This window comes from Methylomonas paludis, from assembly GCF_018734325.1.
GTDB classification, from domain to species: Bacteria; Pseudomonadota; Gammaproteobacteria; order Methylococcales; family Methylomonadaceae; genus Methylomonas; species Methylomonas paludis.
Window position 1 is genome coordinate 868,052 of sequence record NZ_CP073754.1, and the last position, 13,334, is coordinate 881,385.

The 13,334-nt window shown below is 47.9% G+C and carries 11 protein-coding genes and 3 tRNA genes; 4 read left to right on the top strand and 10 right to left on the bottom strand.

What is annotated here, in order from left to right; translation table 11 throughout:
• Nucleotides 1-606: 606 nt before the first annotated feature.
• Together KEF85_RS04050 and KEF85_RS04055 are read right to left on the bottom strand one after the other, a co-directional pair.
• Complete coding sequence (locus KEF85_RS04050) at nucleotides 607-1,611, bottom strand: NAD-dependent epimerase/dehydratase family protein (RefSeq protein WP_215583443.1); 1,005 nt, start codon at nucleotides 1,609-1,611, stop codon at nucleotides 607-609.
• Nucleotides 1,611-2,828: a glycosyltransferase family 4 protein gene (locus KEF85_RS04055; RefSeq protein WP_215583444.1), complete on the bottom strand. Its 1,218-nt coding sequence runs from the start codon at nucleotides 2,826-2,828 to the stop codon at nucleotides 1,611-1,613. Before KEF85_RS04055 ends, KEF85_RS04050 begins: the two co-directional genes overlap by 1 nt.
• A gap of 1,760 nt (nucleotides 2,829-4,588) precedes the next feature.
• Here KEF85_RS04055 and KEF85_RS04060 point away from each other — a divergent pair.
• A complete protein-coding gene (locus KEF85_RS04060) occupies nucleotides 4,589-4,798 on the top strand; it encodes a hypothetical protein (RefSeq protein ID WP_215583445.1) in 210 nt (69 codons plus the stop codon).
• Between the two features lie 59 nt (nucleotides 4,799-4,857).
• Nucleotides 4,858-5,034, top strand: a complete 177-nt coding sequence (locus KEF85_RS04065) for a hypothetical protein (RefSeq protein ID WP_215583446.1) — start codon at nucleotides 4,858-4,860, stop codon at nucleotides 5,032-5,034.
• A 373-nt stretch (nucleotides 5,035-5,407) separates the two neighbouring features.
• On the opposite strand, the gene KEF85_RS04070 is transcribed toward KEF85_RS04065, so the two are convergent.
• From KEF85_RS04070 to KEF85_RS04090, 5 genes are all read right to left on the bottom strand, one after another.
• A tRNA-Asn gene (locus KEF85_RS04070) sits at nucleotides 5,408-5,483 on the bottom strand.
• 17 nt (nucleotides 5,484-5,500) lie between these two features.
• A tRNA-Arg gene (locus KEF85_RS04075) sits at nucleotides 5,501-5,577 on the bottom strand.
• A 65-nt stretch (nucleotides 5,578-5,642) separates the two neighbouring features.
• Nucleotides 5,643-5,733: transfer RNA gene (locus tag KEF85_RS04080), tRNA-Ser, on the bottom strand.
• Between the two features lie 11 nt (nucleotides 5,734-5,744).
• On the bottom strand, nucleotides 5,745-5,936 hold the full coding sequence (csrA, locus tag KEF85_RS04085) for a carbon storage regulator CsrA (RefSeq protein ID WP_215583447.1): 192 nt from the start codon (nucleotides 5,934-5,936) through the stop codon (nucleotides 5,745-5,747).
• Between the two features lie 670 nt (nucleotides 5,937-6,606).
• Nucleotides 6,607-7,131 (bottom strand): DUF4916 domain-containing protein, encoded by a 525-nt coding sequence (locus KEF85_RS04090; protein ID WP_215583448.1) that lies wholly within the window; start codon nucleotides 7,129-7,131, stop codon nucleotides 6,607-6,609.
• A 133-nt stretch (nucleotides 7,132-7,264) separates the two neighbouring features.
• Between KEF85_RS04090 and KEF85_RS04095 the strand changes: the two genes are divergently transcribed.
• On the top strand, nucleotides 7,265-8,098 hold the full coding sequence (locus KEF85_RS04095; protein ID WP_215583449.1) for an AlbA family DNA-binding domain-containing protein: 834 nt from the start codon (nucleotides 7,265-7,267) through the stop codon (nucleotides 8,096-8,098).
• Between the two features lie 4 nt (nucleotides 8,099-8,102).
• Here KEF85_RS04095 and KEF85_RS04100 read toward each other — a convergent pair whose 3' ends face one another.
• The 3 genes from KEF85_RS04100 to trxB all read right to left on the bottom strand — a co-directional run bounded on the left by KEF85_RS04100 (nucleotide 8,103) and on the right by trxB (nucleotide 10,556).
• Nucleotides 8,103-8,840, bottom strand: coding sequence for an arginyltransferase (locus KEF85_RS04100; RefSeq protein WP_246535034.1), 738 nt, complete (start codon nucleotides 8,838-8,840; stop codon nucleotides 8,103-8,105).
• A complete protein-coding gene (gene aat, locus KEF85_RS04105) occupies nucleotides 8,801-9,493 on the bottom strand; it encodes a leucyl/phenylalanyl-tRNA--protein transferase (RefSeq protein WP_215583450.1) in 693 nt (230 codons plus the stop codon). Before aat ends, KEF85_RS04100 begins: the two co-directional genes overlap by 40 nt.
• Before the next feature lie 106 nt (nucleotides 9,494-9,599).
• Nucleotides 9,600-10,556, bottom strand: a complete 957-nt coding sequence (trxB, locus tag KEF85_RS04110) for a thioredoxin-disulfide reductase (protein ID WP_215583451.1) — start codon at nucleotides 10,554-10,556, stop codon at nucleotides 9,600-9,602.
• Between the two features lie 483 nt (nucleotides 10,557-11,039).
• On the opposite strand from trxB, the gene KEF85_RS04115 reads away from it, so the two are divergent.
• The gene (locus tag KEF85_RS04115) at nucleotides 11,040-13,334 is read left to right on the top strand and encodes a DNA translocase FtsK (RefSeq protein WP_215583452.1); all 2,295 of its coding nucleotides are present in this window, start codon (nucleotides 11,040-11,042) and stop codon (nucleotides 13,332-13,334) included.

Genomic DNA, 13,334 nt, shown 5'->3' on the forward strand with positions numbered 1-13,334 from the left:
ATTCAGCGCACAATTATAAACGACATTAAATAGCCCCAACGCACCGCAAAGCCAAAAAACCGCACATTTTTGGCTAGGCCCGGCAAAGATTGATATGGTAGGGGGATGGATACAGTGCAACCCGCAGCCTTGATGAAACGCAGTGGAATCGAGGGACGGCCGTGATCAAACGGTTGTTTGGTTTAGGCTATGAACATTTCTTCAATAAAACTCGACATCAACCAATAAGGTAAACCAAGGTGCATCCCAAGGCATGGCTTCGTAAACGGTTATTTTTATCTAGAGTAGATTAGAAAGGTCAATCAACTCCGGCAATCGTCAATTGTTTTAAGCTACCGATCGGATCATCGGTACACGGTTTTGAGGGGGTAGTGAGTAGGGTGGATTCGCCGCTAGGCAATCCACCAAAACTTCGCAGGGTGTTTAACGTTTTGCTATCACGAAAACACCCAACACAAACTTAGCTTCAAATGTAGGATGTGCTAAACCTAGTACAGCCCTTCATTCTAAGCTAAGTGCTTGTTTAAAAGAAACCAGCAATAATATCGCGGTTCTGTCGCCGGAGCCTGGAGCTAAGCTGTACCAATAATATTGGATTTTTAAAAACTAACTCCACTCTTCCGGATAACTTTGCTTCCAATCAGCAAAAGCCGTTTCTAAAGTGTACAGATAGGGATAACTGTTGTTAACCAGATAGCCTGGATAGATGATATTAGAATTAACCAGTTTCTTGATACGAACTGTGCTAAACGGATGAGTAATCCCCAGCGGCTTAGCAAACGCATCAATCACATAAGCGGTCGCCAACAACGAAAAGTAAGGCAAGGACGGCACCCAGCGCTCTATACCGGCAACTTTGCAAACTGTTTCGACATAATCTTGAATTGATGGCCCAGGATTCATCGTCATATTAAACAGAATAACCCGCTCTCCCGTCGTACCTTGTCGTTGCAGAACCCACCAGATTGCATTACACAATTCTTTGACGTAAACGCCTGCCTTCCTTGTATCTCTGTTTCCCATGTAAATGAAATAGCGATGCAGAACCGCTTTAACCAAACGCGAAACATTACCGCCCTCACCAGGCCCAAACACCACACCGGGTCGGACAATAACCAGACGGCGGTTTTCTGAATCACCGTTTTGCCAGCACAAATGAATCTTTTCAGCGGCTAGTTTCGAACCACCATAGGCACTGACCGGCACTGGTACTGAGGACTCATCTTTCGTCAATTCCGAAGGGCCGTAAGGCGCAATACTGCTGGTAAAAACGATTTGCTTACAACCAACTTTTTCCGCCCATGCGCAAACGTTTTCAGCACCATGCAGGTTGGTTTCGTAATACTCAAAATCCTCATGTCCTGGCTCACGATGCACTGCAGCAAAGTTAGCCACCAATGTTACATCGCTAGGTAATGCCTGCGCATCAATCGGCTTGCGAACATCAAGCTCAACGTAATGAATTTTGTTTTGATCAAACGAAAAAAAAGGCCGGATAGGCCGTATGTCGGCCAGATAGACTTCATCAACCAACCCGTTGAGAATCAGGTATTCCGCAAAGTGGCTACCGATAAAACCTGTACCGCCAAATATCACGCACTTGCTTGACATCAATTATCACCTTTTGGTTTATTCCTGGTCGCAACCAGTACGTTTTCAATTAAACTATCAATACTGAATTTCGATTTAACAAACGCCTGTAATCGAATGCGTCGATCACTCTTAGATTCTGCAACTAGTGTAGGTCTGTAAGATTCAAAAAGACCAGCCAACTCGGCGACATCCCAGGTGTAGGCAACCTCGCCGGCACTAGCTTCTGTTACAAGAATGCCCAACTCGCTCCCTGGTTCGCAGATGGCAAAAACAGGCACGCCGGCGGCCAACAAATTAGGTAACTTAGATGGCAGCGATCCTTCAGATGTATCAAAGGCCTGTGGAATAATTTGCACATCAGAGCGAGCATAAAGCTCAGTCAAATGTTCAGCGGGAACCAAGTCGTGAAATTGCACTTTACACTTTGCTGAGCCTTGGTTATCAAGGCGCAAACGCTCAAATAGTGGGCCGGCAGAAAAAATATGGCAAGTTACATTAGACTGCGCACCTGCAATTTCATTCATAAATGCAAACAAACTATCAGGATTTTGCTTCTCGCCCAAGGCACCGGAATAAACAACATTGAAGGTATCAGGCAAAAGTACATTTGCCAGCGCGACACCGTCTTGCACTGCGCTCTGGATGGCTACAAACGGATAGCAAACAGTACAAATCTCCGTATTTAGCTGATACTCAATAATCGCTCGGTTTGCCATAGATGCTGAAGAAAATATCAACCGACTACACGCGCTGAAACATTTTTTTTCAACATAGTGAATTGCACCATTAATGAGCCGACTGATACGGCCACTCATTCTGGTGGCGTAAACCCCTTGTAGATCATGCACAATCCCCACTCGGCAAACGCTACGAGGCATCAACCAATCGAGCAGCATAAAAAATAAGCTAGGTGGGAATATAGGAATCACGATATCTGGCCGCGACTGAAGCTTGAAATAATTAGTCAATGCAAACCCTGCATACCATATTTCTAAAATTGCCCGGCGCAACATGGCAGAACGCGGGTAGTTAATCCAACCACCACCGCGTATTATGTTAACCCCAGGCAAAGTGGCATTGCTAATCTCGGCAACCCAGTTAGGATAAATGGGATGAGATGCAAATACGGTGACATCGTGCCCGGCCGCTACCAGTGCTTCTGCTAAATAAGTGTTGTATTTCCCGGTGGAAATTTGTTCGGGAAAGAAAAATGGCGAAAGTAACAGTACTTTCATTTTAATAATTCACGTTGCTTAAATGGCACACATGGATTGCCTAAACAAACCATGCCGGCAGGCATATCATTTCTGTTCATATATAGCTTCCTATTGTGGTTGATATGACGAGGTGAGTATTGTTTATAGATAGGCTCTGTCAGTAATGAGTGTTGGTTTTTTTCAACCGTTTGATCCGTGAAACGCAATTTATATTACTATAATCAGACATAAATACCAATGACATCCCAGGATTTTAAAACAACTTGGCCGCTACAACCAATTCAAATGTCTGATGTGTCAACACTTTTCCAGACACAAATTTAAGCAACTTTTTGCTGTAATTGGTGATCTAAGCGCGACACATAGCCGTAGACTGAATGTAAACGCTCCCGCTTGTAAAACACTTTAATCTATTCAAGCACAGCGTGTCTGGCGAGTGTGTTCAATGCCCAAAGCCGTGAATTTCGTGTCTTTGCTGGCGTGCTGTGCGGGGTTATAAGCCCAACATGAAAACGGCAGACGATAAGCTTAAGTGCTTGGTTTGCTGCTTGTTATCTGAAATACTAATCTAAATCCCCAAAAACATACGGCTGGTTTATTGATCAGTGCAAGCACTTCACTATAAATGGATACCATCGAGCTGTCTTCTTGTCAGGCAAATCCACAAACTATTCAATTGTATCGAATGCAATAAATTAAGACCCTATTGGATCGCAACTATTCTGTGTTCATTATCTCTTTAAAAAACAGGTGGTTGTATGATGTGCTAAACGTAGTGCAGCGCATTATTCGAAGCGAACTACTTGTTTAAAAAGGATCATCCAAAACTTATGCTGAATAATAAAAATTAATGGTATTGAACGGATTTACAGTCTGTTTATCTCAAGGATTTTTTAAAACATAGGATTATTGATTTGGTCAGCTTTATATCACAATCGGCAGCTTGGTTACTACTCTGAGCCGTGCCTGAAGATATCTGCGAGACTAAGCTCAACGGCGATGTGTGCATAGAAAATTATGAAGTTACTACTAGTCGGCCAATCTTATTTTGACGGAAACCGCGTTGGATGTGCTGAACGTAGTGATGAGCATCAATCGTGCACGACGGGCCTTCAGAGTCGGCACATCCTCTGGTGTTGCCGGCAAAGTAATGTTGGTCAAGCACTAGTTTGTTTACATGGTTCCGAATGCCGGACGTGATGTATCAGGAAGAAACTTAAGCAATCATTAGTCTCAATATATACGTCAATCACCTATTCCAGCCCCTTTATTGGTTACAGAGCTGGGTGCGGGCGAGGCGGCGGTAATTACTCCGGCTCGGACAGCTTCCCCTGGTATGGCTATCATTGATGAAAAGAGAGGCCGGCGGGATTGCCCGGAATGATTATGGATTTTCGGTAAAAGGTATAGGTGTCAACATTATGAATTAAGCCATCTACAGGTTGCCTATTTTTGGGGGTGATTATTGGTAAGTACGTAATTCTAATGATGACTATATTGTCTCGCCGAAACATCAGGCAAAAAAAGCCCCACATAAAAATGTAAGCCCTTCAAAATTTTGGCTCCCCCGGACCGGCTTGAACCGCCGACTTAGTGATTAATTGATTTCAAGAAGAATAGCCTAGCTGCGCGGGATACCAAGAACCACGCCGGCTTCACTACCTACATTGCCCCGCTCAGGCCCTATTTAAAGCATCTGCAAACAATAACCGGAGGCAGCAGGTTCGTGTTTCCGGGGGAGTCAAAAGACCGGGTAATGAACATAGCACGAAAACCAATTGCCCAGGTTGTTGGCCGGGATTACTTTCAGTAGTCACGACCTGAAACGGACGTTCCTGACCATAGGCGAAGCGGCCATGATACCCTTCTCATTGCTGAAAACAGTGGCTAATCACCAAATTGATGGCGATGTGATTGCCTGGCACATCAATACTGAAGCCAACACCATGCGCCAAGCCATTTTTAAGATTGCAGATTACATCTACTAGCATACAATGCCGGATAAAGCAACCTGGTGTTCTTGCCCGCAAGCGGGGAGTAATTTTTTATGAACGCAAAACCACAATATATTACTGATTCCATCGGTAACAAAACAGCAGTGATTTTACCCATTGCCGACTATGAAGAATTGTTGGAAGATCTGGAAGACTTGGCGGCCATAGCTGAGAGAAAAGACGATCCAAGTGAGTCAATTGAACAGGTTGCCCTAGAATTGGGTTTATGACACAGTACCTGATTGGAATTAAAAGCAAGGCCAAGAAGGAACTGGCAAATCTGCCAAAGGAAACGGCGGCAAAGATTTTAAGTGAAATTTTAAGACTGGTTGATAACCCACGGCCAGTAGGGTGCAAAAAGCTGGTTGGCTCTATGAACAGCTACAGGATTCGGATCAATGATTATCGGGGGTGTATTCTATTTTTGACCAAATATTGTTGATACAAGTTGTCAAGATCGTCCATCGGCAGGAAGTTTATAAAAACTAATAAATGTGAAAATAGACCTTCTCTAAAGTTTATGGTTATTTATCATGAGCTGCCCCGCCGCTAGCCCATGAGGCAAAAAAAAGGGCTTACATTGCTGTAAGCCCTTCAAAATTTTGGCTCCCCCGGACGGGCTCGAACCGCCGACCTAGTGATTAACAGTCACCCGCTCTACCGACTGAGCTACAGGGGAATAATTTTTTTCTATAATGGCGCGCCCGGAGAGATTCGAACTCCCGACCGCTCGGTTCGTAGCCGAGTACTCTATCCAGCTGAGCTACGGGCGCTTATTTAGCCGTCTATTATGCTATTTTTTTCTTACTATGTCAAAATAAATTTTCTATTTTGTAAGTGGCGGAGAGAGAGGGATTCGAACCCTCGATGGGCTTATGACCCATACTCCCTTAGCAGGGGAGCGCCTTCGGCCTCTCGGCCATCTCTCCAAAATCTAAAATCAAATGCCTGAATTATTGGCTTCTGATTGTTCTTTCTTAATCCGCTCGTATATCTCTTCTCTGTGAACAGAAACATCCTTCGGAGCGTTAACACCTATTCGAACCTGATTCCCTTTTACTCCGAGAACAGTAACGGTTACTTCGTCACCAATCATCAGAGTTTCCCCTACTCTACGAGTCAAGATAAGCATACCATCTCCCTTCTTTTTTAAAGCCCTAGGTTCTGCACAAACAGAACTGGAATTCTATTCTTTTTTTTGTAAAAAGGGAAGATCAAACTGCTTTAATTCAGCTTCTGCCCTTGTGTGTTTGTCTACCAAATGCGGGTCTAATCACAAATCCCGGTCTATTATGCTCATTAATCAGCACAAAGCACAACCCTATAACGCATATTTCAAATGCGTTGGTTAATAAATGCAGATCAACGGATAACAAATAGGTGACAAAACGTTGCATCCCTTTGGTCGCCCTAGCGGTTAAGGCTTTTTGTCAAACACGGCTCGCAAACTGGTTTTTTACGCTTCGGCCCTAGTGAAAAACCCCTATCACTGAGCTAAGCAAACTAGCAAGCGGCTAATACGACTCATTCGGACAATTATAATATGCCATGCGGCCAGTATCAAGAACCTATTTGCTCAAAATGACGGTCTTCGGCGTAAAAAATGCAGAAAAACCACAAGCCATTTTTTAATATATTGATATTTAAATCGTTTTAAATATCATCAAATCAATTGAAAATTTTTTAAAACTAGGTGCGCATTACCAAAAAAAGGCCCAAAACCGACTAAATGGGCAGGGCGATTTGGCCTAAAATGTTACTGGCGCATTTGTCAAACAGTCCGACCAAGTCGCTACAGCACCCTAAATAATTTTCCGCAGTGCTGCCACGCAATCAAGGATTAAACGATTTTGACCAAAACCAATTTCTTGATGCTGTTCAATATCCTTAACCGCAAACCAGTCAAATTCAAACGCTTCACCACTCGGAATCAGCTGGCCGGATAATTCCACCGCATAAATCAAGCTAATGGCATGCTGCCTCGGATCCAGATATTCATCCCAGTCCAAGGTCGGAAAATATTGGGCAACCCACAGCGGCTGACCGTTTCCGGTTAAACTATACCCGCACTGCTCGCCCAGCGTTTCAAGCAGCTCGCGCTGCACCGCCGCCATTAACGTTTCATTGTATTGCAAACGCCCGCCTATCAGGCACCACTTTCGGCCCTGATGAGGCGTGTTGCGCTTGATCAAGCCAATTTCACCGATATCGGTAGCGGTTTTTCGAAAAGCCAGAATATCGACACAGGTGATGGGCAGACATTTCTGCACCTTTTGCCATTCGTCATCAGGCAGCCAATAGCTGGACTTAGCAGGAGATTTTGACATCGTGAGTATATGAAAAATAGTCGCAAAGATATTACACTATTTAGCCGTTCAGACCAATTCATGGCTGCGGGCTGACCGCCCGGCACCAACCGATAGACTCGAAAGCCGCAAACTGAAGGATACCCAGCCAAGCATGAAACGACTTTTATTACTGATGCTGCAGATTTGGCGGCAACAACTCAAACTCTATGTTGCAGCTGCCGTTATCGGCGGCTTGATCGGTATACTACTGTTAGCCCCCAGTTATGATTATATCTACGCCCGCGAACAGTCTGCCGATCCCTTGTCATCCATTACCTATGTATTCAACCAAGTGGTAGGTGCTTTTAACGGCAAGACCGCACCCGATAACAAAATGCTGCTGATGTTCTACGGTGAAATAGGTGCCATGCTCGGCGTAGTATTTTTATTTTTATACCGCATAGCACACAAACAATTGCAACAAATTGATCATCTCAAAGCTGAACTCGACAAAGATTTACCCTCCATTATTCGCCAAGGGGAGGGGCCTCATCTGGAATTCAAATCTTCCTTACGCTGGGATTACTCAGAAGTCCGCACCAACCGTAGCCTGGAGGCCGTAATACTCAAAACCCTGGCCGGGTTTTTAAACAGCCACGTCGGTGGTGTACTCTTGATAGGTGTGGCCGACAACGGTGAAATTTTAGGTTTGGAAAAAGATTATCAAACCTTGAAAAAACCCAATCAGGATGGCTTTGAACAATTGATCATGACGGTAGTATCCAACGGCTTGGGGGCAGATTTAAGCCCGTTTCTGCATATCCTGTTCCATGTCATCGATCATAAAGAAGTATGCCGGGTCATTGTCTCACCCGCCAGCCGGCCGGTATTTTTAGAGCAGGGCGGCACCCCCCGGTTTTTTACCCGCAGCGGCGGCGGTACCCGAGAGCTCAATATTCAGGAAGCGCTAGCCTATGTAGCCGGCAGATGGAAACGCGGCAAATAAACCCTTACCGGTCTATGGCTTGCCAGTTCTCAGCTATCAGGCCATATAGCGGCTGGTACTGGTTTTTATAACTCATCTTCCGGCACTCCTTAAGCCAAAACCCCAGATAAACATAATCCAGTTGCAACTCTCTAGCGGTTTCAATTTGCCACAGCACCGCATAAACCCCAGGGCTGTAATCGGCAAACTCCGGATCAAAAAACGTATACACGGCAGATAAGCCCTGATCCAGCGCGTCCACCACCGCAACAGCCGCCAGTCTGCCGCCAATATAAAACTCCACAAACCAGGTATCGCACCAATCACTATCAAAAAACGCCATAAAAGTTTCCGGACTCGATTCATTCGGGCTGTCGGGCTGATGCCGGGCGGCCAAGTAACGATGATAAAGCTCAAAATGGCGGATATCAAACGCAGCCGGCCTGATCACCGTCCGCGTCGCAGCATTGCGCTGCAAACAGCGCTTTTGTTGACGATTCGCCTGAAATTGCCGCACCGGCAGCCGAGTAGGTATGCAGGCGCAACAGCTCTGGCAATAAGGCTTATATACCTGATTACCGCTGCGTCTAAACCCCTGATTGATCAGGTGGGAATAAATGTCGCTGTCCAGCGCAAAGTCGTCGCCCGGCATAATCACCCGGCTGGTTTGCCCCTCCAGATAACTGCACGCCGCCTCAGCGCTTAAATATAAAGGGATGGAAGTCACGGCTGCCAGGCCATATTGACTGGCTTCATAGCGCACAAGCGCTGCAGCAGATTTTGAAAATGGGCTCGTGGAATTTCTTCAGCGCCCAAACTCAGCAAATGAGCGCTGCTTACCTGACAATCGATTAATTGATAACCCCAGGCACTCAGCTGTTTAACCAGATTAACAAACACCACTTTCGAGGCATCGGTTTCCCGGTGAAACATCGACTCGCCAAAAAACACCTGACCGATCGCCACCCCATACAAACCGCCAACCAATTGCCCATCCTGCCAGGCTTCCACACTATGCGCCAAGCCCAGCTTATGCAGATTTTCAAAGGCCTGTATCATCTCCGGAATAATCCAGGTGCCGGCCTGTTCCCGGCGAGGAGCCGCGCAAGCCCGAATCACTTGCGGAAAATCCCGGTCAAAATAAATATCAAAAAGCTGTTTACGCAGGGTTTTTTGTAAACTGCGCGAGACCTTGAGTTTATCGGGAAACAGCACTAAACGCGGATTGGGAGACCACCATAAAATCGGCTCTCCCGGATTGTACCAAGGGAAAATCCCTTGCCGGTAAGCATTAACCAAGCGGGGGGCCGACAAACAGCCCCCGTAAGCCAGCAAGCCATTGGGTTCAGCCAGGGCCAGGGCAGGGTTAGGGAATGCCTGATGTGGGCTTAAAGGATCAAGGGCCTTGATTTGCATAAATAAGTCCAGCCTGACTGGGATGAGTACCGGATTGCCGCCCAGTTCAGGCGGCAGCGCCGGCAAAACCCGATAGTGCCAGCCCCGGCCGGGCTGGCACTATCGGCTACACACTTAACTCATCAAGATATTTCTCGGCATCCAGCGCCGCCATGCAACCGGCACCAGCCGAAGTAATCGCCTGCTTGTAATGCGAATCCATCACATCCCCTGCGGCAAACACGCCTGGGATACTGGTGGCCGTCGCATTGCCGTGTATACCGCTATGCACCACAATATAACCATGCTGCATCGCCAGCTGGCCGGCAAAAATGTCGGTATTAGGCGTATGACCAATCGCAATAAACACCCCATGCACATCCAGTTCCTGAGTCGAGCCGTCCTGAGTGCTCTTGATACGCAAACCAGTCACACCCCCAGCATCACCCAGCACTTCATCCAGCTCGTGATTCCACTCAATCCGCACATTACCGGTCTTGGATTTTTCAATCAGCTTGTCCGATAAAATCTTTTCCGAACGGAATTTATCGCGTCTATGCACCACGATCACTTCCGAAGCAATATTGGCCAGATACAGCGCTTCCTCAACCGCGGTATTACCGCCGCCGATCACCGCCACCGGTTTATTCCGGTAGAAAAACCCGTCACAGGTAGCACAGGCAGATACCCCACGGCCTTTAAAATCCTCTTCAGAAGGCAAGCCCAGGTATTTGGCCGAGGCACCGGTAGCAATAATCAAGGCATCGCAAGTATAAACCCCGCTGTCGCCGGTCAAGGTAAAAGGCTTGTTGGCCAAATCCGCAGTATGGATATGATCAAAAATAATCTCAGTGGCAAAGCGTTCGGCATGCAGACGCATTCTTTCCATCAGTTCCGGCCCCTGCACCCCTTCAACATCCCCCGGCCAATTATCAACTTCAGTGGTCGTGGTCAGTTGCCCGCCTTGCTGCATCCCGGTAATCATCACCGGATTAAGATTTGCCCGCGCAGCATACACCGCTGCAGTATAGCCGGCTGGGCCGGAACCTAAAATCAAAAGCTTGCTATGTTTTGTGACGGACATGGCTTGGGTGTCTCCAGACGGGTTGGCTGATCTATCAGATAAACTGACGAGGGTAACAGCACTTGGCTAAATAAGACAAAATGATGTAACTACTCAGTGTTCAAGTATGCCTTCAAGGTAGTGGTAGAATGAACTAAACACAGTGCAGCGCATCATTCGCAGCTAACTACTTGTTGAAAAAAGCATCAGCAAACTTACCCTGAGTAATTACAAAATCATCAATTCTCTCCGGCATAATGGTGGCATTGTCGGCACTATACAAGTACCGGTCCCATCTTTTTGGTATTAAGCCGTAGCTGGGCAAATTATACGGTGTTATCCGGCTTGATAAAACTGCCGGGGCAAAACTCAGCCCGGCTCAATCACCGCCGGGGCATCGCGATAGCCAGGCGCCTAAATTTCGCCAGGCTAATGTGATTTGTCGGCTTTATCATCTATAATCCAGTTTTTCCAATGTTTTATTTTTAGTATGAGCCGATAGCCATGGTTGCTGTTATTGAAGAAAAAGCGGCGCGAGGTTTGCGCGAAATCATAATGCTAATGGCCGTCAGCGGAGCCTTGTTTTTTGTACTTGCTCTGGTGACCTTCAGTTCACATGATCCAGGCTGGAGTCACAGCCCAACTTATGACAGCCTGCATAATGCCTGCGGCCTGTTCGGCGCCTGGCTGGCTGATTTTCTGCTCAGCTTTTTGGGGCTTACCGCCTATCTGATACCGATCATGATCTTCTGTTTGGGCTTGATTATTTACAATCCGGCCAAACCGCAAAATCGGGCCGGTCGGTTATTACAATGTCTGAGCGGCTTTATTTTTACCATCATTTCCGGTTCGGCCATCTTCTTTCTGCATCTGTATTTCCTGCGCAACAAAATCGATTTACCGGACACGCCGGGCGGCATCATAGGCCGTGAAGTCGGCGAACTGCTGGCAAAAATGCTGGGTAATTCCGGCTCCAATCTGTTGATACTGGCCGTGTTCATGATCGGTATCACCCTGCTTACCGGCCTGTCCTGGTTAGGCTTGATGAACGGCATAGGCAAAGGCCTGCTGGGCATGTTCGGGCTATTGGAACCCGAGCGTAATACCGCCGATAGCCGTTATACCGGCGAACCAAACCAGACACCCGACAACCGCAAAAAGCGGGCTGCCGCGCCGGTAGCCGGTAGCCCCGACAAACCCAAAAAAACCCGCTTGCCCGCTGCCGTCAAAGCAGTTGCGCCAGAAACGCCACTCAAAGCCCAACTCCCCCGCAAACCGGCCAAAGCGGCTGAAGATTTTACCCCCAGCGAGTATCTCAATGCCTTGCCGCCCCTATCCTTACTGGAACAGCGCGAAATAAAAGTCAAACGCTATTCCACCGTGGAACTGGATGCCATCTCCCGTCAGGTAGAAGACGTATTGCTCGACTACGGCATTTCCGCCGAAGTGGAAGCCGTGCATCCCGGCCCGGTGATTACCCGTTTCGAACTGCGTCTGGCCGCCGGGGTAAAAGTCAGCCGCATCAGCAGCCTGTCCAAAGATCTGGCGCGCGGCCTGTCGGTCACCAGCGTACGCATAGTCGAAATCATCGAAGGCAAATCCGTTATCGGCCTGGAAATTCCCAATCAGGAACGGGAAATGGTGTCCTTGCGGGATTTACTGGTCTCCGATGAATTTGAGCATGCCAAATCCAAACTCAGCATCGCCATGGGTAAAGACATCTCCGGACATCCGGTAGTCGCCGATCTGGGCAAAATGCCGCACGCCCTGGTAGCCGGCACCACCGGCTCCGGAAAATCGGTCGCCATCAACACCATGATCCTCAGCCTGCTGTATAAAGCCCGGCCCGAAGACGTGCGGTTGATCATGATAGACCCAAAAATGCTGGAACTCTCAGTTTACGAAGGTATCCCCCATCTGCTGACGCCAGTAGTTACCGATATGAAAGATGCCCAAAACGCCTTGCGCTGGGCGGTAGCGGAAATGGAACGCCGTTATAAATTAATGTCCAAGTTGGGGGTACGCAATATAGCCGGTTTCAATCAGGTGATCAAAGAAGCCGATGCCGCCGGCAAACCGGTGCGCGATCCGCTGTTCCGCGCCGAAACCCCAATCGCCCCGGCTGATTATCCAACCCTGAGCACCTTGCCCAGCATCGTCATCGTCATCGACGAACTGGCCGATATGATGATGGTGGTGGGTAAAAAAGTCGAAGAACTGATTGCCCGGCTGGCCCAGAAAGCCAGAGCCGCCGGTATCCATTTAGTGCTGGCCACCCAAAGACCTTCGGTAGATGTGCTCACCGGCCTGATCAAAGCCAACGTACCCACCCGTATCTCCTTTCAGGTATCCTCACGCATAGACTCCAGAACCATTATCGACCAGGGCGGAGCGGAAACCCTGCTGGGCAACGGCGATATGCTGTTTTTACCGTCCGGCACCAGCATCCCCATTCGCGCCCACGGCGCTTTTGTCGACGACCACGAAGTCCATCAAGTCGTCGAATTTCTCAAGAAAACCGGCCCAACCAACTATCTGGACGAAATAACCCAGGAACGTACCGATACCGGTGATGTGCTTGGCCCGGACAGCGATGGCGCCGAAACCGACACCCTGTACGATGAAGCCGTGCAATTCGTCACCGAATCCCGCAAAGCCTCAATTTCCAGCGTCCAGCGCCGCTTTAAAATCGGCTATAACCGCGCCGCCCGTATCATCGAAGATATGGAAAACGCCGGCGTAGTCAGCCCGGCAGAAACCAACGGCACCCGCGAAGTGCTCGCACCGCCGCCACGCTGA

Coding starts and splice junctions, on each gene's coding strand:
- KEF85_RS04050 (WP_215583443.1), bottom strand. CDS start 1,611: ATGTCAAGCAAGTGCGTGATATTTGGCGGTACAGGTTTTATCGGTAGC.
- KEF85_RS04055 (WP_215583444.1), bottom strand. CDS start 2,828: ATGAAAGTACTGTTACTTTCGCCATTTTTCTTTCCCGAACAAATTTCC.
- KEF85_RS04065 (WP_215583446.1), top strand. CDS start 4,858: ATGAACGCAAAACCACAATATATTACTGATTCCATCGGTAACAAAACA.
- csrA (WP_215583447.1), bottom strand. CDS start 5,936: ATGCTTATCTTGACTCGTAGAGTAGGGGAAACTCTGATGATTGGTGAC.
- KEF85_RS04090 (WP_215583448.1), bottom strand. CDS start 7,131: ATGTCAAAATCTCCTGCTAAGTCCAGCTATTGGCTGCCTGATGACGAA.
- KEF85_RS04095 (WP_215583449.1), top strand. CDS start 7,265: ATGAAACGACTTTTATTACTGATGCTGCAGATTTGGCGGCAACAACTC.
- aat (WP_215583450.1), bottom strand. CDS start 9,493: ATGCAAATCAAGGCCCTTGATCCTTTAAGCCCACATCAGGCATTCCCT.
- trxB (WP_215583451.1), bottom strand. CDS start 10,556: ATGTCCGTCACAAAACATAGCAAGCTTTTGATTTTAGGTTCCGGCCCA.
- KEF85_RS04115 (WP_215583452.1), top strand. CDS start 11,040: ATGGTTGCTGTTATTGAAGAAAAAGCGGCGCGAGGTTTGCGCGAAATC.